This is a genomic window from [Clostridium] symbiosum ATCC 14940, from assembly GCF_000466485.1.
GTDB lineage: Bacteria > Bacillota > Clostridia > Lachnospirales > Lachnospiraceae > Otoolea > Otoolea symbiosa.
Window position 1 is genome coordinate 1 of record NZ_KE992967.1, and the last position, 22,166, is coordinate 22,166.

General features: G+C 48.4%; 22 protein-coding genes. 5 read left to right on the forward strand and 17 right to left on the reverse strand.

All coding sequences use genetic code 11. The features are described 5' to 3' along the window. Positions 1-11: 11 nt before the first annotated feature. Positions 12-788, reverse strand: a complete 777-nt coding sequence (locus CLOSYM_RS15400) for a MaoC family dehydratase (RefSeq protein WP_021642817.1) — start codon at positions 786-788, stop codon at positions 12-14. 11 nt (positions 789-799) lie between these two features. Further along, positions 800-1,156: a NifU family protein gene (locus CLOSYM_RS15405; protein ID WP_003498727.1), complete on the reverse strand. Its 357-nt coding sequence runs from the start codon at positions 1,154-1,156 to the stop codon at positions 800-802. A gap of 452 nt (positions 1,157-1,608) precedes the next feature. Here CLOSYM_RS15405 and CLOSYM_RS15410 point away from each other — a divergent pair, with 452 nt between their 5' ends. Both CLOSYM_RS15410 and CLOSYM_RS15415 read left to right on the forward strand, forming a co-directional pair. Beyond that, positions 1,609-3,063 (forward strand): 4-hydroxyphenylacetate 3-hydroxylase family protein, encoded by a 1,455-nt coding sequence (locus CLOSYM_RS15410; RefSeq protein WP_003508073.1) that lies wholly within the window; start codon positions 1,609-1,611, stop codon positions 3,061-3,063. 18 nt (positions 3,064-3,081) lie between these two features. Next, positions 3,082-4,383, forward strand: a complete 1,302-nt coding sequence (locus CLOSYM_RS15415) for an acetyl-CoA hydrolase/transferase family protein (RefSeq protein WP_044902550.1) — start codon at positions 3,082-3,084, stop codon at positions 4,381-4,383. A gap of 62 nt (positions 4,384-4,445) precedes the next feature. Here the strand turns inward: CLOSYM_RS15415 and CLOSYM_RS15420 are convergent, their stop codons facing one another. The 11 genes from CLOSYM_RS15420 to CLOSYM_RS15470 all read right to left on the reverse strand — a co-directional run bounded on the left by CLOSYM_RS15420 (position 4,446) and on the right by CLOSYM_RS15470 (position 16,102). After that, complete coding sequence (locus tag CLOSYM_RS15420; RefSeq protein WP_021642821.1) at positions 4,446-5,585, reverse strand: aldo/keto reductase; 1,140 nt, start codon at positions 5,583-5,585, stop codon at positions 4,446-4,448. A 215-nt stretch (positions 5,586-5,800) separates the two neighbouring features. Then, positions 5,801-6,919, reverse strand: coding sequence for an aldo/keto reductase (locus CLOSYM_RS15425; RefSeq protein WP_044902552.1), 1,119 nt, complete (start codon positions 6,917-6,919; stop codon positions 5,801-5,803). A 181-nt stretch (positions 6,920-7,100) separates the two neighbouring features. Beyond that, entirely contained in the window at positions 7,101-8,519 is a 1,419-nt protein-coding gene (locus CLOSYM_RS15430) for a sigma-54 interaction domain-containing protein (protein WP_081697078.1), read from the reverse strand. 143 nt (positions 8,520-8,662) lie between these two features. After that, positions 8,663-9,778, reverse strand: coding sequence for a 4-hydroxybutyrate dehydrogenase (locus CLOSYM_RS15435; RefSeq protein WP_021642824.1), 1,116 nt, complete (start codon positions 9,776-9,778; stop codon positions 8,663-8,665). A gap of 31 nt (positions 9,779-9,809) precedes the next feature. Beyond that, positions 9,810-10,820, reverse strand: a complete 1,011-nt coding sequence (locus tag CLOSYM_RS15440; protein WP_021642825.1) for an alcohol dehydrogenase catalytic domain-containing protein — start codon at positions 10,818-10,820, stop codon at positions 9,810-9,812. Further along, entirely contained in the window at positions 10,783-11,343 is a 561-nt protein-coding gene (locus CLOSYM_RS15445; protein WP_044902564.1) for a hypothetical protein, read from the reverse strand. Before CLOSYM_RS15445 ends, CLOSYM_RS15440 begins: the two co-directional genes overlap by 38 nt. A 5-nt stretch (positions 11,344-11,348) precedes the next feature. Continuing rightward, positions 11,349-12,941: a sodium:solute symporter family protein gene (locus CLOSYM_RS15450; RefSeq protein WP_044902554.1), complete on the reverse strand. Its 1,593-nt coding sequence runs from the start codon at positions 12,939-12,941 to the stop codon at positions 11,349-11,351. Positions 12,942-12,964: 23 nt separating this feature from the next. Next, entirely contained in the window at positions 12,965-13,192 is a 228-nt protein-coding gene (locus tag CLOSYM_RS15455) for a hypothetical protein (protein WP_021642828.1), read from the reverse strand. Between the two features lie 4 nt (positions 13,193-13,196). Beyond that, positions 13,197-14,258 carry a zinc-binding dehydrogenase gene (locus CLOSYM_RS15460; RefSeq protein WP_021642829.1) on the reverse strand — a complete coding sequence of 354 codons (1,062 nt, stop codon included), beginning with the start codon at positions 14,256-14,258 and terminating at the stop codon, positions 13,197-13,199. Between the two features lie 21 nt (positions 14,259-14,279). After that, entirely contained in the window at positions 14,280-15,251 is a 972-nt protein-coding gene (locus tag CLOSYM_RS15465) for a transketolase family protein (RefSeq protein WP_021642830.1), read from the reverse strand. Then, on the reverse strand, positions 15,248-16,102 hold the full coding sequence (locus CLOSYM_RS15470) for a transketolase (RefSeq protein ID WP_021642831.1): 855 nt from the start codon (positions 16,100-16,102) through the stop codon (positions 15,248-15,250). Before CLOSYM_RS15470 ends, CLOSYM_RS15465 begins: the two co-directional genes overlap by 4 nt. A gap of 253 nt (positions 16,103-16,355) precedes the next feature. Between CLOSYM_RS15470 and CLOSYM_RS15475 the strand changes: the two genes are divergently transcribed. Beyond that, on the forward strand, positions 16,356-17,024 hold the full coding sequence (locus CLOSYM_RS15475; RefSeq protein ID WP_003498756.1) for a GntR family transcriptional regulator: 669 nt from the start codon (positions 16,356-16,358) through the stop codon (positions 17,022-17,024). A 105-nt stretch (positions 17,025-17,129) separates the two neighbouring features. Here CLOSYM_RS15475 and CLOSYM_RS15480 read toward each other — a convergent pair whose 3' ends face one another. From CLOSYM_RS15480 to CLOSYM_RS15490, 3 genes are read right to left on the reverse strand one after another with little or no spacing between them, the layout of a single operon-like run. Beyond that, complete coding sequence (locus CLOSYM_RS15480; protein ID WP_003498758.1) at positions 17,130-18,329, reverse strand: M20 metallopeptidase family protein; 1,200 nt, start codon at positions 18,327-18,329, stop codon at positions 17,130-17,132. 53 nt (positions 18,330-18,382) lie between these two features. Next, positions 18,383-19,582 (reverse strand): vWA domain-containing protein, encoded by a 1,200-nt coding sequence (locus tag CLOSYM_RS15485; protein ID WP_003498760.1) that lies wholly within the window; start codon positions 19,580-19,582, stop codon positions 18,383-18,385. Next, positions 19,572-20,384, reverse strand: coding sequence for an AAA family ATPase (locus CLOSYM_RS15490; RefSeq protein WP_003498763.1), 813 nt, complete (start codon positions 20,382-20,384; stop codon positions 19,572-19,574). Before CLOSYM_RS15490 ends, CLOSYM_RS15485 begins: the two co-directional genes overlap by 11 nt. Positions 20,385-20,631: 247 nt before the next feature. Between CLOSYM_RS15490 and CLOSYM_RS15495 the strand changes: the two genes are divergently transcribed. Next, entirely contained in the window at positions 20,632-21,501 is an 870-nt protein-coding gene (locus CLOSYM_RS15495; protein ID WP_044902556.1) for a tyrosine-type recombinase/integrase, read from the forward strand. Positions 21,502-21,616: 115 nt separating this feature from the next. Here the strand turns inward: CLOSYM_RS15495 and CLOSYM_RS22820 are convergent, their stop codons facing one another. Continuing rightward, positions 21,617-21,787, reverse strand: coding sequence for a hypothetical protein (locus CLOSYM_RS22820; protein WP_154662223.1), 171 nt, complete (start codon positions 21,785-21,787; stop codon positions 21,617-21,619). Between the two features lie 91 nt (positions 21,788-21,878). Between CLOSYM_RS22820 and CLOSYM_RS15500 the strand changes: the two genes are divergently transcribed. Continuing rightward, positions 21,879-22,166 (forward strand): hypothetical protein, encoded by a 288-nt coding sequence (locus CLOSYM_RS15500; RefSeq protein WP_003508105.1) that lies wholly within the window; start codon positions 21,879-21,881, stop codon positions 22,164-22,166.

A 22,166-nucleotide genomic window follows, 5' to 3' on the forward strand; every position in this document is an offset into this window, starting at 1 on the left:
ACTCCGTTTTTTCATAGATTACTTGACACTACCTTTATACCGCCGGTTAAACAAAAGAGCGATTTCATCATCATCTGCCTTACCGTTCCGGTTACAACCGTCTCTCCTCTCTGGTTTCTGCACTCTCCGTAAAATTCTCCGACATAAAATAACTTTGTCTCCCGGCAGGAGACAAAAGTCACTACGGCTTCAACCGTATCCCCAAAATATACCGGATTCACAAACTCCAGATTTTCACTCATCAGGATTGTACCGTTTCCCGGCATCTTCGTTCCCATCACCGTGGACAGCAGGCTGGCCGTCAGGACGCCATGAACTACCGGCCGTCCAAACCACTGCCGTTCGGAAAACTCCCGATCCGTATGAAGGCGGTTATTATCCCCCGTCAGCAGCGCAAATTTGTCCGCATCCTCTTTGTAAAATGTCTTTACAGCCGATGCACGTTCACCAATCCTAAGATATCTGACCGTTCCTGCTTCGGCCGTTTCTGCTTTCTCTTTTTCTTTCCCCTGTTTCATCTGCTGCCCGCTCTCTGTCTTCAGGTAATCCTCCGCCTTCGAAAACTCCTTCATGCTTGTCAGCACGAACCGTTTTTTCAGGGCGCTCAGGCCTTCGCCTGAAACACAGGCCGAGGAACAGCCGCAAACCAGCAGCCAGATATCGCACTCCGTCCGCTCAGACGCAGTCACATAGATATGATGCGGAAAACGCTCTTTCAGCTTTTTTACAAGCTCCTCTCTCACGTATCCCGGATTACAGCCGCCGCAATACTTTATACCGATCACCATACTGCCTCCTGTCACCGTATGAACGGTGCGCCGTCCCGTCCGGCACTCTTTTTACCGGCAGCCCTGTCATCACTGCCCCCGCTGCGGCTCAGGATTTTTCTCGCCATATCGAGAAGCTCGCTGCTCACTTCATGTACCAGCAGCACCTGCTCCACTTCGGGGATCTTTTCCTTCACCGCCTTTTCAATTACCTCTTCCGTTGTAAGCTGTGCCGAAGGACATCCGGAACATTGCCCCGTCAGCCGGACCCGCAGTATCTTACTTTTTTCCTCATATGATACAATCTGAACGTTGCCCTCGTGGGACAGCAGGGATGGACGGACATCCTGTTCAAGCACTTTCTCTATTCTTTCAATCATTTCTGCCATATCAACTGCCTCCTGTTTTCTTCGTCCTGATATGAACCGGATACGAATATTATAATAAGCAATTATCATGCCAGAAATCTCGTAACAGTTCAGACAGCATGAGCTGTAACTAAATTCCTCCCTTTTACGGTTTCAGCGTTCTGTCCCTAATCCTTTGTTGCAAATTTGGTGTTGCATAAATGAAACAGAAGGTCTGTTGTTGCATTTTTGCAACAACGGTTCAGCCGCCGTAAGCTGTCTTATGGGAACTGTTCCTGCCGTCCAAACTGTTACGTCTTAAGGGAACTGTTACGACTGGCCTGCCTTTTTTCTATATTTCATTTACTATGTATTTTTCTGGCACGATAATTGCTCTTAATATTGGCAGAAACGATAACCTGCACGCTCCGCGCACAGGTCACCGCCTTCAATCAAACACTAACACATTACTTATCAGGAAAGGAAGAATCATTATGGCTTTAATGACAGGAGAACAGTATGTAGAAAGTATGAGGAAGCTGAACCTTCAGGTTTATATGTTTGGGGAAAAAATTGAAAACCCGGTCGACGACCCGATCTTGCGTCCGTCTCTTAATTCCGTAAAAATGACCTATGATTTGGCACAGATGCCGGAATATGAGGATTTGATGACGAGTACCTCCAACCTGACGGGAGAAAAAATCAACCGCTTTACCAACATCCACATGAACGCCCAGGATCTCGTCAAGAAAGTAAAAATGCAGCGGCTCTGCGGTCAGAAGACAGCGGCCTGCTTCCAGCGCTGTGTCGGAATGGACGCTTTCAACGCCGTTTACAGCACCTCTTATGAAATTGATGAAAAATATGGCACCCATTATTTCGAAAACTTTAAAAAGTTCCTCCAGTATACACAGGAGAAGGATTTGACTGTGGACGGCGCCATGACAGACCCGAAAGGTGACCGCTCCCTGGCCCCGCATGCGCAGAAGGATCCTGATTTGTTCCTCCATGTAGTGGAGAGACGTCCCGACGGTATCGTGGTCCGCGGCGCAAAGGCTCATCAGACAGGCTTTGTCAATTCCCATGAGGTGATTGTCATGCCTACCCAGTCCATGGGACCTGAAGACAGGGATTATGCGGTTTCTTTCGCATGTCCCACCGATGCAGAAGGCATTTTTATGATCGTGGGCCGTCAGTCCTGCGATACGAGAAAGCTGGAGGGCTCCGATATTGATGTGGGCAACAGCCGGTTTGGCGGCATGGAAGCGCTCGTAATATTTGATAATGTATTTATTCCGAACGACCGAATTTTCCTCGACGGCGAAACAGAATTCGCCGGCGTCCTCGTGGAGCGGTTTGCCGGATATCACAGACAGTCTTACGGCGGATGCAAGGTAGGCGTCGGCGACGTCTTAATTGGAGCTGCCGCTGCGGCAGCCGATTATAACGGAGCTGCCAGAGCCTCCCATGTCAAAGACAAACTGATTGAAATGACCCATTTAAACGAGACGCTGTACTGCTGCGGCATCGCCTGCTCAGCAGAAGGCGCGCAGACAAAATCAGGCAACTATTTAATTGATCTGCTGCTGGCCAATGTCTGTAAACAGAATGTAACCAGGTTCCCCTATGAGATTGCCAGACTGGCCGAGGATATTGCCGGAGGACTGATGGTTACGGCTCCCTCCGAGAAGGATCTGCGTGATCCGAAGCTGGGCCGCTACATAGACAAATATTTCCGGGGCGTGAATGATGTACCGACCGAGGACAGGATGCGGATGATGCGCCTGGTTGAAAATCTGACACTCGGCTCCGCTGCCGTCGGCTACCGGACTGAGTCCATGCACGGCGCCGGCTCCCCGCAGGCCCAGCGCATTATGATTGCACGCCAGGGCAATATCGGCATGAAGAAAAAGCTGGCAAAGGATATCGCCGGAATTAAAGAAAGTTAAATGGAGGAGGGAATTACCATGTCCTTTAAAGAACTCTATCAGAGCAAAAAGATGGACGCGGATCAGGCGCTTAATCTGATCCGCTCCGGAGACCGGGTCGTTGTAGGCCACGCCTGCGCAGAACCGTCCTACCTCCTGGATGTTTTAACCGAAAAAGCAGAACAGTATGAGAATGTTGAGATCGTTCATATGGTGGCGATGGGAACAGCCGGATACTGCGCCCCCGGCATGGAAAAGCATTTCCGGCACAATTCGCTGTTCGTGGGCGGTTCGACCAGAAAAGCCGTTGCAGAAGGAAGAGGTGACTTCACCCCCTGCTTTTTCTCTGAAATTCCAAAGCTTTTTAAAAACGGCAGCCTCCCCGTGGACGCAGCATTAATCCAGACGGCTCCTCCCGATGAGAACGGTAACCTCAGCCTCGGCATCTCCGTAGATTATACGCTGCAGGCTGCGAAATCCGCAAAAACCGTGATTGTCCAGGTAAATCCACAGATGCCTGTCACCTTCGGAGGCACAATCCATATCTCCGACGTGACGGCTGTTGTCGAACATGACGCGCCGCTTCTTACGCTGGAGCCCCCGGTGATTGGGGATGTGGAACTGGCTATCGGGGCCAACTGTGCCGGCCTGATCAGGGACGGCGATACGCTGCAGCTTGGCATCGGGGCTATCCCGGACGCAGTGCTCCGCTTTCTGGGTGATAAAAAAGATTTGGGAATCCACTCAGAGATGTTCTCCGACGGAGTCGTGGAGCTGGCCGAAGCCGGAGTCATCACAAACCGTTTAAAAAAGACGAATCCCGGAAAATACGTAGCCAGCTTTCTGATGGGAACAAGGAAACTCTATGATTTCGTAGATGGAAACCCGGATGTGGCGATGCTTCCGGTGGACTATGTCAATAATCCGGTCGAAGTCATGAAGGAGGACAATATTGTCTCCGTCAATTCCTGCGTCCAGATCGATCTGATGGGCCAGGCCGCATCGGAATCCGTGGGCCTCACCCAAATTAGCGGAGTCGGCGGCCAGGTGGATTTCGTCCGTGGTGCCGCCATGGCGGCAAACGGCCGTTCCATCCTGGCCTTCCCCTCCACCGCCGCAAAGGGAAAAATATCAAAGATTGTTCCCCTGCTGGATGAGGGAGCCGCCGTCACCACCTCGCGAAACGATATCGATTACGCGGTTACGGAATACGGAATCGCCAAATTAAAGGGACGTACCTTGAGACAGCGCGCCCTGGCTCTCATTGAAATTGCCCATCCCGATTTCAGGGACGGGCTGAGAAAAGTATTCGAGGAGCGTTTTCCCGGCCGGCGGCCTTAAACGCAGCAGGATTGGCAGGCTTAAGCAGGCTTGGCAGGCTTAAACGTCAGCGGTCTGAAACGTTATAATCCGGCCGGCTGCGCAAGCTTTCTGACAAAGTCTTTCATCGCTCCTGCGATCTCAAGCTGCTGCGGACAGACGGCTTCACAGCTGTGACAGCCCGCGCACGCATCCGGCCGCTTTTCTTCATCAAGAGCGTCCACCGCCATATGGGTAATCAGGCCGTTTACAAAACGTGTCTCATTGTAAAGGGAAAGCAGGGTTGGAATATCCAGCCCCTTCGGGCAATGGGACACGCAGTAGCGGCAGGCGGTACAGGGAAGCACATCCAGCATACTGTCGGCAGCCTCAAGTATGGCAGTCATCTCTTCCTCATTCAGCGGCCTGTCCTCTGCAAAGGTGGCGATATTTTTCTCAAGCTGGTCTCTGTTTGACATGCCGGAGAGAACCATTGTCACGCCCGGTATGGACTGTAAGAAACGGAACGCCCAGGCTGGCACTGCCTCCTCCGGCCTCAGAGCATGGAGCTTTGCCTCATTTTCGGCGGAAAGCTCAGCCAGCTTGCCGCCCCGCAGCGGCTCCATGACCCAAATCGGGATGTGGTACTCGTTCAAAAGCTCCACCTTTGCTTTTGCATCCTGCAATTTCCAGTCCAGATAATTTAACTGGATCTGGCAGAACTCCATCTTATCTCCATAGGCCTCCAGAAAACGTTTCATCGTATCATACCGCCCATGAGCGGAAAATCCGAGATGCCTGATGCGTCCGTTCTCCTTTTGCTTTAACAGATAGTCCATAATTCCGTACTTCGGATCCAGATACGGATCGATATTCTTCTCATATATATTATGGAGCAGATAGAAGTCGAAATATTCCATGCCGCATTTGCCCAGCTGTTCTTCGAAAATCGTATCCACCTTATCCATATTGGATAAATCATATCCCGGAAATTTTGTAGCCAGATAATAGCTGTCCCTCGGGTACTTACCGAGTACTTTTCCCATTACAACTTCTGATGTCCCGTCATGATAGCCATAGGCCGTATCGAAATAATTAACGCCGTGACGGAGGGCAAAATCCACCATCTCTTCCGTTTTCTCTTCATCGATGGGGGTACCCGGGATGCTGTCCGACACAGGGAGACGCATTGCACCGAACCCCAGTGCGGATAATTTCTTATCCTGAAACTCTTTATATACCATGTTGAAACCTCCTTTGGTATTCTGCTTCGTATGTCTTTATCAGAATACACCTTGAAGTTAACTCCAAGTCAAGAGGTTTTTTATATGTTGAAGGTGGGACGCGTCGGGAACGGGGAATCCGGCCAGAATCAATTGTGCAGGGGACTGAAGACTCAGGCGAAGGTTTTCGCGGCACCGGCAGCGTCCTCACCTGCTTAAATACCCCCAACCTCTAATTATTCAAGAATTTCCGCAGCTTTTTTAAGCTCCTCCCTGATGGAAATATGCTGCGGACAGACGGCTTCACAGGCTCCGCAGCCGATGCAGGCGGACGCCTTGCCCCATCCATGTCCCTCCGTATTCCATTTATACTTTCCTTTGGCTCCGTTCAGATCCTGGTACCGTTTAAATATATTAACGGCCTGGAATGTTCCGTAAATAGCTACGGATTCCGGGCATCCCTCCATACAATAACCGCATGCGGTGCAGGGAACCGTCGGACAGGATTCCAGAACTTTTCTGACCTCCTCAATCACTTTCCGCTCCTTTTGTGTCAGCGGTTTGAAATCCTTCATAAAGGAAATATTATCCCGCATCTGCTCCGTATTTGACATGCCCGACAGAACGGTTATCACTCCGTCCAGGGAAGCTGCATAGCGGATGGCCCAGGAAGAAGGTGACTGCTCCGGATCTGCTTTTCTGAAAATGTTATCCGCCTCCTCCGGAAGGACGGCAAGCGTCCCGCCTTTAACCGGTTCCATGATAATAACCGGTTTTCCGTGCTTTCTCGCCACTTCATAACATTTTCCGGATTCTACGTGCGGATCCTCCCAGTCTGCATAGTTAATCTGGAGCTGTACAAATTCCATCTCCGGATGGGCCGTCAATATTTTATCCAGTTCCTCCGCCTTGTCGTGGAAAGAAAAGCCGAGATGACGGATTACCCCCTCTTCCTTCTTCTTTGCAAGGAATTCCCAAATCCCGTAATCATCAAAATAATGGCTTCTCGACTCGCCCAGATTGTGAAGCAGGTAAAAGTCAAAATAACCGGCTCCTGTACGCTCCAGCGATTTATCCAGCATACTCTGCGCCTTTTCCTTTGTCTTTGCCGCCCAGGCGGGACATTTTGTCGCCAGAAGATAGCTTTCACGGGGATGGCGCTTCACCAGGGCCTCTCTTGCAGCGGCTTCTGAACCTATGTATCCCCAGGACGTATCGAAGTAGTTAAATCCGGCCTCCAGAAACAGATCAACCATCTCCTTTGTCTGTTCCACATCGATTTCCTCTCCGTTTTTCGGAAGCCTCATCAGTCCAAAGCCAAGTTTCGGGATCTCTTTTCCCAGATAGTGTTCCATACTCTTATCCTCCTGTTTCCGTGGTAACAGTTCAGACAGCATGAACTGTTACGGCATCCGTCTAATTAAATCGCTACGCGATGAGCCGGACTGCCACTACATTTTCGCACGGTCAGCGCAGCCAGTGCGCAGACCTGTCTGAACTGTTACTTTCCATGTTCTATATTTTATATTCTTTACTTTATTTTGCATACCTTTTTCTCTTGCGTACAAAGGTGGATGGCGTCATTCCCAGGCTTTCGGCGGCGTCTCTGACATTGCCGTATTTTTCATATGCGTGGTTAATATACCGAAGCTCCAGCTCCCCCATTGCCTCCTTCAAGTCCTCCACCTGACCGAGCATTACCTGCTTCTCTCTTTTTTCCCCGCAGGGGCGGTCCCCGGCCGGGAATACGGGAAGGCTGTCAGGCATGATTTCATCTCCGCTGCTGATAATCACGGCCCTCTCAACGATATTTCTCAGTTCCCTGATATTGCCGGGCCAGTGGTAATCATTCAAAAGCTGGTATGCCTCTCGGGAGAAGTTCCGGTGAAAACCGTATTTTCCATTCAATTCTTCCAGGAATCTGGAGGCCAGCGGGACGATATCCTCCCGCCTCTCACGAAGCGGCGGTATCGTAATGGGAAATACCATGAGGCGGTAATACAGATCCTCGCGGAACAGCTTCTTTTCCACCATATCTTCAAGATTCCGGTTCGTAGCGGCGATCACCCTGACATTCACCTTCACAGGCTTTGAACTGCCAACCCTCTCTATCTCCTTCTCCTGAAGGACCCTCAGCAGCTTTACCTGCATCTTCATCGGAAGCTCGCCGATCTCATCCAGAAAGATCGTTCCGTTGTTGGCCGCCTCAAAGAGCCCTATTTTACCATTCCGGTCCGCACCGGTAAAGGCCCCTTTTTCATATCCGAAAAGCTCGCTCTCAATCAGGCTTTCCGGAATTGCGCCGCAGTTTACTTTGATAAAACTCTCTTCCTTTCTGCGGCTGCCGGAATAGATGTACTTGGCAAATACTTCCTTTCCCACTCCCGTCTCACCCAGAAGCATGACCGTCGTATCAAGGGGCGCTACCTTATCCGCCATGACAAAGGCCTGCAGGGAACTGCGGTCCACCGCAACAATCTGATCTCCGATGCTGAACCGTTCATACATATGGCTCAGCTCCCTTTTCAGACGCATTCCCTCCAGCTTCGTCTTCTCGACTTCTTCTCTCAGGCTGTATAACTCCGTCAAATCCCGGACGTTGGTCACTACCATGACAATCTCGCCCTTCTCATTATAAATCGGAGAACTGGTGATCAGCGCTTTCTTCCCTGTCTTAAATTCCTGCCGGATTGTGACGGGCCTTTTTTCCCGGATAGCGATCAGGGAACCGCTGGCAGAAACAATCCCTTTTTCTACCAGCTCCTCCATATTGCAGCCGAGCACCTCTGACTTCTTAAGCCCCGTGATCGTCTCATACGCCCTGTTTGCTTTTATTGTATTTGCATTGCCGTCTGTTATGTAGATACCGTCAAAGGAATGCTCGATAATTGCATCCAGCCATTCATTCGCCTCCTCCACACTTGAAAACATCTCCGATGTGTCTGTTTTTTTCACGTTCCACCTCTTTTGCCAATGCTTAATTATTCAGATCCTGTCTACTATTATACAGGAAGAAATGCACCTTCACAATCCTTAAAGAGCATCAAAACACGCCCGTCTGGAACCGGCAAAGTCCCCCACGGGCGTATTTTAATGCTCTAATACAATTCATTATATATGTTAAAAATCTGTTTTCTATCGAGCGGTACAAAGTTATTGGCCAGGAGTCTGCCCTGGTTTTCAAGAACCGAGCCGGTAAACGCCTCCAAATCTTCCACCGTGACACCGTATTCACGCAGTGCCTTTTTGGGGAGCAGGTGATTTAAAAGCTCTTCCAGCTTATCATAAACCTCGGCGGTCCCGCACCCCAGAATCGCGGCAATATACCGGTTCAGCCTGTCAATCTCCCCGTCGCTCCTAATTTCCATGTATTGTTTCATAACCCCTGTAAACATGGCATAATTGGACTCGCCGTGGGCCACGTGATATTTGGCGCCGAGAGGATAGCTCAGGGCATGGACAGCGGCGCAGCCTGCATTCCCGAAAGCGATGCCCGCGTAATTACTGGCTGTCAGGAAATCACTTAGCAGCGGGATTCTGGCCTCTTCTCCCTTCTCAGCAATGATTTTGTAACCATTCAATATCATTTCAATTGCCTTATAGCCGAACAGCCGCGTCATCTCATTTCCCTTTGGGGACAGGCTGGATTCAACCGCATGGATCAGCGCATCGATGGAACTGGCGGCAAAGAATTTGAATGGAAGGCCTCCTAAAAGTTCAGGGATCAGAACCGCGCTGTCTGCATACATCTCATCCACTGCCAACCCCTTCTTTGTCCCTTTTTTATTCAGCGCCAGGATTGCAATATTGGTAACTTCGCTTCCCGTCCCACAGGTCGTCGGCACCAGGACAAGTTCCTTGTCCTTTACAATCTCCAGTCTTCCATCGTACAAGTCTTCCACCGGCGAGACATTCTTCAGGGCAAACAGCTTTGATATATCAATCACCGTGCCGCCGCCGATTGCAATGATCCTTCTGTGGCTTCCCTTCATATCGCGGTACATAGCCTCCGCCATATCATCCGACGGCTCCCCCGCCCCGTATTTTTCCTGGAACAGGACGTCGCAGCCAAGATTCAGCCCTCCGAAATACGGTTCATAAATATATTCATTTGTAATGACCAGATCACCCTTTCCCAGGGCAAATTCCTCAGCAAAGTCTCCGGCTTTTTCGTATTTGTAAATTGCCGGTTTTATCATCAGCTGTTTCATCATATCACTCACTTTCCTAAATACAGAACCGCTTCTATAGCCGGATCATCGTTTTAAGCCAGGTTCCCCCCTGTTCCAGGGTGTCCCTGAATGCCTGTTCAATCTGCTCCAGCGGATAAATCCTGGAAATCATCTTATCTGTGATTAAGCCTTCCTTAAGCCATTCTGCCACAATATCAAAGCGATGGCAGTTCATTCGGGAGCCTTTAATTGTCAGTTCCTTTTTTGTTATATCGCTCGGGCGGATAAGAGATTCCTGTTCATCAAAGCCAATTTCCACAATATTGGCACAGGGTGCTGCCAATTGAATACATTCTGACAGGATTGATGCCGTACCAACCGCATCGATTAATATATCTGCGCCACCGGGACTGAATGCTCCGACAGCTTCATGCAAATTATCCTTCAGACTGTTCACCGTTTCGTCCGCCCCAAAGCCTCTTGCCAGCGCCAGCTTTTCTACCGCCATATCTGTAACCAGAACCTGGTTTCCCAACCGTTTAACTGCCTGCAAAACTGCAATTCCAATCGTCCCGGCTCCAAAAATAACCACGCGATCCTCTTGCCTCATATCCGCTTTTGCAATAATATTCGCAGCAATGGAAAACGGTTCCGCAAGTGCTGCACACTCGAACGGAATTTCCTTTGGAACAGGATAAAGCTTATCCTCCGAAACTGCAATCACGTCCTGAAATCCTCCGTCCATCTGGACGCCGAAGCACTTGACTTCGCGGCAGACATTTTCGTGGCCGCTTGAACACGTCCTACAGTTTCCGCAGGAATTTACAGGGTCATATATTACATGGTCCCCTTCCTTTACCCGGCTGACCGAGTCCCCCGCGCCAATCACAATACCGGAGAGCTCGTGACCCATCACCCGGGGAAATTCAACATCCGTCCGTTCTCCTTTAAATGTATGTAGATCGGTCCCGCAAATTCCCACTGCCTTCACCCTGACGAGTACCTGATGGGAGTCATTAACCTGCGGTTCCTGAGCCTCCCCTACTTCAATCCGATATGGGGCAACTAATTTTGCTGTACGCATGCTCCTCACTCTCCTCACTGCCATTCTCTGAATGACACTTTATTCCCATTAACATTCCCTCTAATAATGTTCTGTTTTTCTCAAAATATTTTTGTTCTGCAATCACAGTTCCCATAATAATGCGGCCGGAGGTATTACAGTAACAGGCTGTCTGCATTACCGTCAGTTCCAGTGCCTTTCCCATTGCCCGAAACACATGCGTATTGGATGAAAGCCCGGCCTCCAAAAATCCTGCCTCATGCCCATTGAGCTTCTCCAGCTTTTTTTCCACTATCCGGCAGCGTCCTTTCACTTTCTTTTTGTAATTCTTTTCAGCACTCTCAAGATATGCCGCAGCAAAGCCTTCAACAGGCCCTGCGTCTTCCCAGGAAAGTGTGAAGGAGGCCCTGCTGTCCGCCCCTGAGACATCATCAAATTTCAGGACACCGTCCTTCCAGCAAAAGCTCTGGCTTTGCGGTATGTAAATCCTCCATTCAGAAGGATATCGGACTGTGATACCGTATGCCTGAAATAAACAAGTCATATCCATCAACTTTCCTCGGCTACTTTAAGTCCTTCACCTGTACACATTTTCTTTGCTTCATTCACTGCTGTGTTCGTCACTTCAAAAATCTCCGGACTTCCGCTGATAATCTTATCGACTCTCACAATATATTTTTCAACGATTTCCTCCGGAACCACTGTCATCAGGCTTACGCCCACATATAGTACGATATTAACGGCAAGCCCCCAGAGCAAAGCGGAGAATCCCATCGGAGGAGCAATCACAAAGGTCATCAGGAATGTGACGATAACACCCGCAGCCGTACCGGCTATAGCCCCCTCCTTTGTACCCTTTTTCCAGAATAAACCTCCGATTGTACAGGGAAGTATCATGGCAAAGAATGGTGATGACAGCCTATAGGCATATTCTGTTATATATGTTGATTTTGTAGCCGTGACAATGATGCAGGCTATCATCAGCACCACCAGCACAACTCTGCCGAAATGCACCACCTGCCTGGAATCAGCCTGTTTACCTTTTAACTCGTAAAAATGGCGCACATAGATATCTCTGGATGCCAGCGCGCTCGCAGACAGAAGTAATGAATCTGCTGTGGACACCGCAAAAGCAAACAGACAGAGAATCGATACGAAAGAAATAAGCGGCGGACAATACTGTGTGACCAGTGTAGGCAAAAGATTATCAACGTCTTGAAATCCTGCGCCTAAAACTGCCGGGCCGATCAAGGAACCGATGATTACGAGGCCAAATACAGGAATCACATAAGCAAGCGGAAGCGCCCACGACATTACCTTAAAATTCTTTGTTCCTTTTGCAATATAGCATCTCATGAAAATATGCGGCCATACAATCGTGGCAACTGCCGCCGTCAGAGCCTGGTTCAACAGTCCCTTCCAGGTATAGGTTCCGTTTGGCCCCGGTGTGCTAAGAATAGAAGCCGTGTCCGGGTTGCTTTTTACAATGTTGGCAGCCTCCACAAGCCCTCCGTCCGGGAAGAAATGTTTCACAAGATAATAAACTACAATATAAACTGCACATACTCCCAAAATAGCATGGAAAGTATCCAGCCAGGCTACGGATTTCATACCTCCCCCGATAACATGAAGCGATACACAGACTGTTCCGAGAAGTACCGCCGGCAGGTAGGGAAACATCCCCTTTGTCGTAACTTCAATTCCGCTTCCGATCGTCATAAGCTGTACGGCCACATATGGCACGATAAAAATCACCAGCAGAACCGATACAAACAAACCAAAGCCTTCGGAATAGTATCTGGTACGCAGGTAATCCGACGGTGTCTGAAAGCCGTATTCGCGGCCCAGAATCCAGATTCGGTAGCCCATCAGACAGAATAAAAGGCCGCTGACCGCGCATCCTGCTGCAGCAACATAGCCGATTCCATTTGCGTAAGTAGATGCAGGATACCCATAGTAGGATAACCCGCTATATACTGAAATCGCCGTAGTACATACAAGGACAAATGAATTCACCCCTCTGTCCGCATTAAAAAAGCTTTCCGATGATTTTGAAGTTGCCCGGAAATTAGAAAACCCGTGGCATACCATAAACAGTGCATATGCAATAATTCCAATAATAATCCAAACTTCTGTACGCATGAAACCCCTCCTGTAAATGCTTTTTACTCTTCCCCATATCTCTCATCAATGTGTTTCTGTTTATTAAAAAAACAATTATAATAAAGCCCCCATACAGCCGCAGCCACCAGCATGGACATATAGAAAAACAATAATTGAAACGGAATCCAGCCAAAAACAAGGTAGCTCGGAAACCATGCGACAAAAATATAATTGGATGATAACAACAGAATATTAAATATAGCAAATACAATTTTAGACATTTTACTCATCTGCTCACTCTCCCATTTCTTCCGTACCCTGACAGCGCCATGGTACAATAATATGTTTAAATCCTTCCCCATCGATTGCTTCTTTAAAACCCTTTTCCCAGTCTTCCAGCGGATATACTGAGCTTAAAAGCGGTTTCAGGCTGATTTTTCCGGCATTCAGCAGTTCCAATGTTTTATCCCACCAGACCGGCCTGGTGGCATAGGTACCCTTTATTGTATATTCCCGGAGTACGATTTTCCCCATGTCGAGTCCCGCTTCCCGCGCCGGGATACCTACCTGAATATAGCATGCGCCCTTTCTCATCAGATCCATGGACAGCCGGATGGCCGGGACCGCTCCGGAGCATTCAAATACGGCATCTGCGCCGATTCCTCTGCAATAGGACTTCACCTTCACCGCTATATCTTCATCCTCTACATACATTACTTTGTCTGCCCCCAGCTCCAAAGCCATGTCAAGACGCTGCCTGTCCTTTTTTGTCCCCAGCACAATGGTCCTGCAGCCAAACAGTTTAATCACCTGCAAGGTGAGAAGACCGATTGTTCCCGGTCCCGTCACCACTACGTAATCTTCCGGTAAAAGACTGGTATGCTGAAATACGGCCTGTACACAGCAGACAAGCGGCTCTGTCATGCATGCCTCCTCAAAGCTGAGCCTTTCAGGGAAATTGTGCAGGTTTTTAGCAGGTACTTTCACATATTCCGCCATAGCGCCGTCAACGCCGCTGCCGATAGACAGCTTCTGCTCACACAGATTGGCATTTCCCGTCTTGCAGAAGTAACACCCGCCGCAGGTATAATAATACGTCTCACTGACCACTTTATCCCCCTGTTTCCAGCCGGAGACCTTCCCACCGACTTCTTCAATTACACCCGACACCTCATGCCCCAGAGTTACCGGCGGCTTCACCGGATAACTGTCATCTTTAAGAATATGCAGGTCTGTTCCGCATATTCCGGCCCCCATAACTCTGATAAGCACCTCATCCGGTCCGATTACAGGCATGTCGACATCAGCCACCCTCACATTTCCGGATCCCGGTTTGTACTTAATAAGTGCTTTCATTCCTCTCCTCCTCTGTCTGATTTACTGCTTCGTCTTTCTTTTTACCGCTTTCTTAACTGCCGCCGCAATATAATCGGCTTTCAGTTCAAAACGCTCTGCCAGATACTCCAGGTTCCCTACCTCCCCGAACAGATCCTGTATCCCTATCATCTCCACCGGAACCGGGTTATTCTTAACCAGAACTTCAGCCACTGCGGATCCCAGCCCGTTGATTACATTGTGGTTTTCTGCCGTTACTACTGCGCCGGTTTCCTTTGCCGCCAGTATCACAGCCTCTTCGTCAACCGGTTTCCAGGTAAACATATCTAAAACCCGGATATGTATCCCCTCTCCGTCCAGTATTTCTCCTGCTATCAGCGCTTGTGCCGTACAATAGCCACTGGCGATAACCGTCGCGTCACCACCGTCTCGGAGCATTACGGATTTTCCTATTTCAAATTCTGAACCTTCTTCATAAATTTTCATACAGGATTTCCTTACCAACCGCATATAGTACATTCCATAATTCTCTTTCATTTGCCGCAGCACCGATTTCAGCATAGCAATGTCGGTCGGCTCCACAATCGTCATCTCCGGGATTCCCCGCATAATACCCATATCTTCAAACGGCATATGAGTCCCGCCATTAATCTGAGCTGTAATACCGGGATCTGATCCAACCAGTTTGACATTTAACTTCGCATAGGCCCCGGACATAAATACTTGATCACAGGCTCTTCTTGTGATAAAGGGGCCGAAGGAATGCACAAATGGTATTTTACCGACTGCGGACAATCCTGCCGCAACGCCCACAGCATTGGCTTCCTGGATGCCGCAGTCTATGGTCTGTTCCGGGAATTCCTGTGCAAAAGGCTTGGTTCCCATGGCTCCCATCAAATCTCCGTCCATTAAAATAACATTTTTATCCTCACCTGCCAATTCCATAAGCGTATCACAAAAAGCTTTTCTCATCTCTGTGTTTTCCGGAAGAATTTCGTCGGACAGCCTAATCATAATATCCCCTCCTTAATTTTATCGTATGCCCCCTGCATTTCTGCCAGGGCTGAATCGAGCTGTACCTTGGAAACAGTGGGACAGTGGCCGTTTAGCTTTCCGGCAATCTCACTCCAGCCATGCCCTTTCTCCGTTTCCAGAACAATCATTGAAGGCTTTTCTTTCTGGGATTTCGCAATCTTTACTGCTTGGGCAACCGCTTCCACATCGTGCCCGTCCACATCCTGGGCAAACCATCCAAAGGACTCGAACTTCTCTCTCACATCCCCCAGGGAACATATATCGTCTGTATAACCGTCCAATTGGACATGATTGTAATCTACAAACGCAATCAGGTTGGAAAGCTTTCTATGTGCTGCAAACAATGCCATCTCCCAGACCTGCCCTTCCTGTATTTCCCCATCTCCCAGTATCAGGTAGACCATGTTTGTTTTGCCGTCCAGCTGCATTCCATAGGCGATTCCCGCTGCGGTAGACGCGCCCTGGCCCAGAGAACCGGTTGTCATATCGATCCCCGTTGTCAGATTCCTGTCACAGTGACTGGGCAGACGGGTTCCCGGCCGATTCAAAGTTTCCAGCTCACTTTCCGGAAAATATCCCATCAGTGCCAGCGCCGAATAAAGCGCCGGCCCGGCGTGTCCTTTAGAACATACCAGCCAGTCCCGTTCCTCCCACTTTGGATTCCTGCTGTCATACTTCATCTCTTTCCCGTAAAGCACAGCGAGCAAATCGGCAATTGATAATGAGCCTCCGACATGACCCACGCCCAGAGAACCGATTGTCTTCATTGTATACATTTGAATTCTTTTGGATAATAACTGTAATCGTTGTTTTTCTTTTCTCTCCAACATATCCCCTCCGATATTTTATTATATCCTTTTTAACTTTATAAAGTTTATTTATATATAATATAATAACATACGATTTAATTATTGCAATTGGCGTTTTATACAAAATATTATACCAGATTTTAGTAATAAAGTTTTGCATATTTATATTATATATATTTAAACTTTATAAAGTTTTGCATTTATGATTGAATTTTATTAAATATTACTATATAATAGAATCAAATATTAAAAATGAAACATAAGGGGGATTTTTTTGAAGACACAATCATCGGCCAGTCTGGCTGAACCTGTATATGAGCATATACTTAATATGATATTGAATATGGAGTTAAAACCTGGCGATCGCATTCCGGAAGTTGAGATTGCAAAGGATCTGGGAATCAGCCGCACCCCTGTGAGAAGCGCCTTGAAGCAGCTTGAAAGCGAGGGGCTGGTCACAATTTATCCGAACCGTTTCGTCAAGGTCACAACTTTCGATGACGAAATGATTCAGGATCTTGGTATTATGAGAATCGCCGTAGACTGCATGGCAGTAAGGCTTGCCATTTTCCGCGGAAGCAATGAAGACTTTCGCCAGCTCAGTATTCTTGCGGATAAATGCAGTGAAAGTGATTTTTCCGATGGAAAGGAGCGTATGGAACATATCAAAAATGATTACCTGTTCCATCTTCAGCTCAGCATAATAGCGAAAAATCCTGTACTGGAAAAATATCAGCTTCAGTTTCTCAGGCAGATGGAGGTCATGCTCTCCCACCGCTATGCCGACGTGATAGCCAATAAAATTACTCACAGAATGATCGCCGACGCCATCGAGGCCCGGGATGAAGAGCTGGCTGTTAAACTGACTGCGACACATCTCGCGGAGTTTTACCACCTGAAAGAGAACTTTCCGTTCCTGCTTAAGAATACGCACCTGCTGTAGCAAGCTTGAAAATAATGCACGCAAAAAAACCGTCCGGATATAACACGCCTTTTCCTTTCATGGTTTTGGTCTGTCCGAACGGTTTTTCTATGTAATTTTCTTATTTCAGTCCTTCAGATAATCAATCGCAACAGCGGCCATCGTCCTCGACGCCAGCTTTATATATGTTTCATCCACCTTAAATTCCGGATTGTGGACCGGAGCGCCTTCGCCTGTACCCATCATGATATAACAGGAAGGCACCTTCTGCGAAAAGAAGCCGAAATCCTCCGAAGCAAGTCTGAGAAGATCGCCGGTGACGATTTCCGGATACGGCTCACCTGTGGGAAGCCCCTTATAAAGTGCCTCCTCATTCTCTTTAATAGTGGCAATCACCCGTTTCGCCAGGGTTTTGTCATTATAGACCGCCGCATACCCCTCTTCAAATTTCACTTCGCAGCTTCCGCCCATGGCAGATGCGATCCCTTCCGACAGGGATCGTATCTTTTCCATCATAACACTCCTGGTCTGTGCTTCAGCGTTGCGCATCATGCCATGCATTTCAACCCGGTCGGTAATTACGTTAAGCGCAGCTCCGCCGGATATCATTCCCATATTCAAAGTTGAATGCTCCATGGGACTTAAGTTCTTCGGCACCAGTGTGTTGAGGGCCACAATGATCGATGCGGCAATATAGACGGCGTCAACTCCCTCCTGCGGCTCTGAGGAATGGGCCGCTTTTCCATGCACCACAATTTCACAGCGGTCGGAGAACGCCGTCACCGGACCGACACCCACATAGAACTTTCCCCTCTGATCGGATGTCACATGAAGTGCCATACAAGCGTCGGGAAGTTCCTCCATCAGCCCTGCTTCTATCATCTGGCGGCCTCCGCCTCCGCGCTCCTCCGCAGGCTGGAATACCAGCTTGACCCTGCCGCTCCAAAATTCCTTCATTCCGTTTAAAATTTCCCCGACAGCCAGCAGATTTGCCGTATGGACATCATGGCCGCAGGCATGCATGACGCCTTTATTCAGGGAACGAAAAGACACCTGCGCCGTCTCCTCGATTGGCAGTGCATCCATATCGGCCCTGAGCATCAAAAGCTTCCCCGGCTTGCCGCTGTCAATTACCGCCACAATTCCCGGCTCCACCGGACTCTCCTCATATGGTATTCCCATCCGCCGAAGTTCCTGCATAACCAGCCCTGCTGTCTTATATTCTTCAAAGGCCAGCTCCGGTTTCTGATGAATCATCCTGCGGACAGCGATCGTATGCTTCTCCAGGCTGTCGGACAGCCGAAGAAGCGTTTCCACCTGTTCCATTTAAGTCTTGCCTCCTGTCACTTTATCACGTCTTTAACGGGCTCATTCCCCGCCTATTCCCCTTTTTTTAAAGCTTTGATTCCATTCTCCAGGCCGCTTACCGTCAGAGGAAACATCGGAATCGTCTCCCGAATCAGGCCAATCGTCTGGTAGCCGTACGTGTAATCCCACACCTTCTCATTAATCGGGTTCATCCAGACGGAGGACGGAAATCTCCGTTTTAATGTCTCCAGCCAGTAGAGGCCCGTCTTGTCATTTCGGTGGAAATAGTCGAGGCTCCCGCCGCGGTAGAGCAGCTCCGAGGGCGCCATGGCCCCGTCCCCTACCAGGATAACCTTATACTCCGGCTTCAGATTATTAAACACCCATTCCGTCGATACCTTCTCCCTCCAGGAACAGGAAGGCGTTGTGAACAGATAATCATAAAAACAATTGTGAAAATAGTATACCTTTAAATCTTTAAAATGGGATGACTGATCCACTGCCTGGAACAGACGGTTGCACAGCTCAGCATAGCTCCACATCGAGCCGCCGCTGTCCATCAAAAGAAGAAGCTTTGTCTGGTTTTTCCTGGGACGTTCCATGACAAGCTCCAGTCTTCCGCCTTGATCACACGTTTTTTCAATCGTTTTTTCCACATTCAGCTCGGTCTTCGGCCCGTCTTCACGGCAGGAAAGCAGACGCAGCTTTCTTAAGGCTATCTGGAACTGGCGTATCTGCAGGACGGAATCATCCCGGAAATCCCTGTAGTTTCGTTCCTCAGCCACCTGAAGGGCGCTCCTGTTCTTTCCAGGTCCTCCCACACGGATTCCCCTCGGACTATAGCCGGAATGGCCGAACGCGGAGGTTCCCCCCGTTCCTATCCATTTCGTTCCGCCGTGGTGCTGCTCATGCTGTTCCTTTAAGCGCTCCTCCATCATTTTCCGGATTTCGTCCAGACCAAGGCCCTCAAAGCGGGCGTCCACCTCATCTTTGTCATAGGGCGTCTGCTCTCTCGCTTTTGCAAGCCAGTCGAGAACTTCCTGAGGCAGTCTGTCATATGTCGTGACGTTTTCAAAATATTCCAGAAACGCCTGGTCGAATTTGTCATAATCCGATTCCTTTTTCACAAGCACCGCCCTGGCCGTATAATAGAATTCCGTCAGGCTGGCCTCGTTGAGATTCATGGACAGGGCGTCCATCAGGCTGTTCCATTCATTCAGGCCTGTCTTCATTCCCTGCGCACGCAATAGATAAAGAAAATCAGTAAACATTTTTTCGCTCCACCTGCTTTAAATCCTCTGTCTTCTTTAACAATACACCGGCAAAGGGAATCTCCCTCTCAAGCTTTTTCACCGGAATGCCTCCAATTGACAAAGCCTGAATCCAATCCAGTACCTCCGAGGTACTCGGTTTCTTCTGAAGTCCCCGGATGTCCCTGATTTTATAAAATGCCTCCAGCACGCCGTCAATCAGCTTCTGTTCCAAATCCGGGTAATGAGCCTTGATGATACGTTCCATCATAGACGCATCCGGAAATGCAATGTAATGGAAGATACAGCGGCGCAGAAATGCATCCGGCAGCTCCTTTTCCGCGTTTGACGTGATGATGACGATTGGGCGTACCGTTGCCTTGACCGTCTCCCCTGTCTCAGGAATATAAAATTCCATCTTGTCCAGCTCCCAGAGCAGATCGTTTGGAAATTCCAAATCGGCCTTGTCAATCTCGTCAATCAGCAGAACCGTCTGCTTTTCACGCTTAAACGCCTCCCCCAGCTTGCCCAAACGGATATATTTGCCGATATCATTTACTCCCTCGGTTCCGAACTGGCTGTCATACAGTCTCTGTACCGTGTCATATACATAGAGGCCGTCCTGCGCTCTTGTGGTAGATTTGATATTCCAGATTAAAAGCTCCATTCCAAGGGACTTTGCAATCGCTTCAGCCAGCATCGTCTTTCCGGTTCCCGGTTCTCCCTTTAACAGCAGCGGTTTCTTTAAAGCAGCAGCGATATTGACACTGCGGATCAGTTCGTCCGACGCGATATATTCTTCACTTCCATGAAATTGCAGCATGATTTTTCTCTCCTTTTACTTAAAAATAATCCATTCATCTTTTAATTTTGTATAACTTGACTCGCACCAGTATCGTGGGATACCTCATCAAGTGCTCATAGTATATCATAACCATTGGCTGTATAACTACTGTTATTTGCAAATTTCTGCCGGTAAAAATAGTGTGCCTGAATTACAAAAAGTATAGCAAAGGCGTTTTCAGGTACAATAACCATATTATATTAGCCAAAAAAGTGAGGAAATGAAAATGGAACAAGGACAAAACAAACCTGATGAAATCTTTTCCTGTACACGGATTGCTGAATTTCAAAACTATCTGCACCAGGAGGAACGCAGTAGAAACACAATCACGAAATATATCCGGGATTTGAAAGTGTTTTTTACTTTTCTAGACGGACAGCCGATGGACAAAGAGGCGCTGCTGGACTGGAAAAAGCATTTAACACAGACACATGCACCGGCCAGTGTCAATTCCATGCTGGCGTCCGTCAACAAATTTCTGGACTGGCTCGAACTTCCGGGCCTGAAAGTAAAGCCGCTTAAAATTCAACGCCAAATCTTTTCAAACCCTAAGAAAGAGTTGACCACAGAAGAATACCGCAGGCTTATAAAAGCCGCAGAAAACAGGCAGAATAACAGATTATCTCTTCTTCTCCAGACTATCTGTTCCACCGGTATCCGAGTCTCAGAACTGAAATTTATTACTGCGGAATCTGCAAAAACGGGAAGAGCTGAGGCTGACTGTAAGGGTAAGACACGCATTATCTTTCTCCCTCCCGACCTGTGCCGGGCGCTCCGGCATTATTGCAGGGAGCGTGGTATTGACGCAGGAATCATTTTCTGCACCAGAAACGGCTGCCCTCTTGACCGCTCCAATATTTGGAAGGATATGAAAATGCTTTGTGACAGCGCAGGTGTGGAACCAGGCAAAGTATTTCCCCATAACCTGCGCCACCTGTTCGCCCGCACGTATTATGCGCTGGAAAAGGACCTGTCAAGACTTGCAGATTTACTTGGCCATTCCAATGTATCAACCACCCGTATTTATACAATGGAAAGCGGACTGATGCATTCCCGGCAGCTCAGCCGGATGGGACTTGTTTTTACACGCACATAAAAATACCACATAATGATGATTATGTGGTATAAAAAAATTCGATTATCGGTTCTTCTACATATTAATTTAACACGAAGAGACAAAAATTACAATATATTGATACCTTTCATTTTTGTCAAAGCATGAAAACCAGACCGGAACACTCAGATTTTTTTCCGGTCTGGTTTTTATACTTATTTTCATTTCGAATATGTCGCGGGGGTTGTCCTGCATGCCAGAATTGCGGGAGTTTAACCACATAATCATCATTATGTGGTAACTCACAAAACGGCAATAATAAACCCATATACCGTACCTCCTATCATTTAGAGTTGATACTTTAGAGGTCTGCGGATATTTAAGTCCATATAAACTGAAAGCAGGGAGGAGACACAGTCTTGAACGAAAATTTACTAAATGAACTGGTATCGGAGGCCGGTGTCAGTTATCTGTCTGATTTACATGACCCGCGTAGCTTCAGGAAGATTTTTCATGCCCTGGACAGGCTCTCTCCTGACAATTACTCTTTGGAAGAGTGGGAAGAGGCCGTTACCTATATCCTTGGCCTGAAGCGCCGGCCTTTTCCGTCACCTGCCTCCGCCCGGCGTTTTCTGCAGGCAGAGCTTGAAAAAGCGGCTTTGTCGAAAAAAACCGAATCTGCGGCAGCAGGAAATAGTAACCTTTAA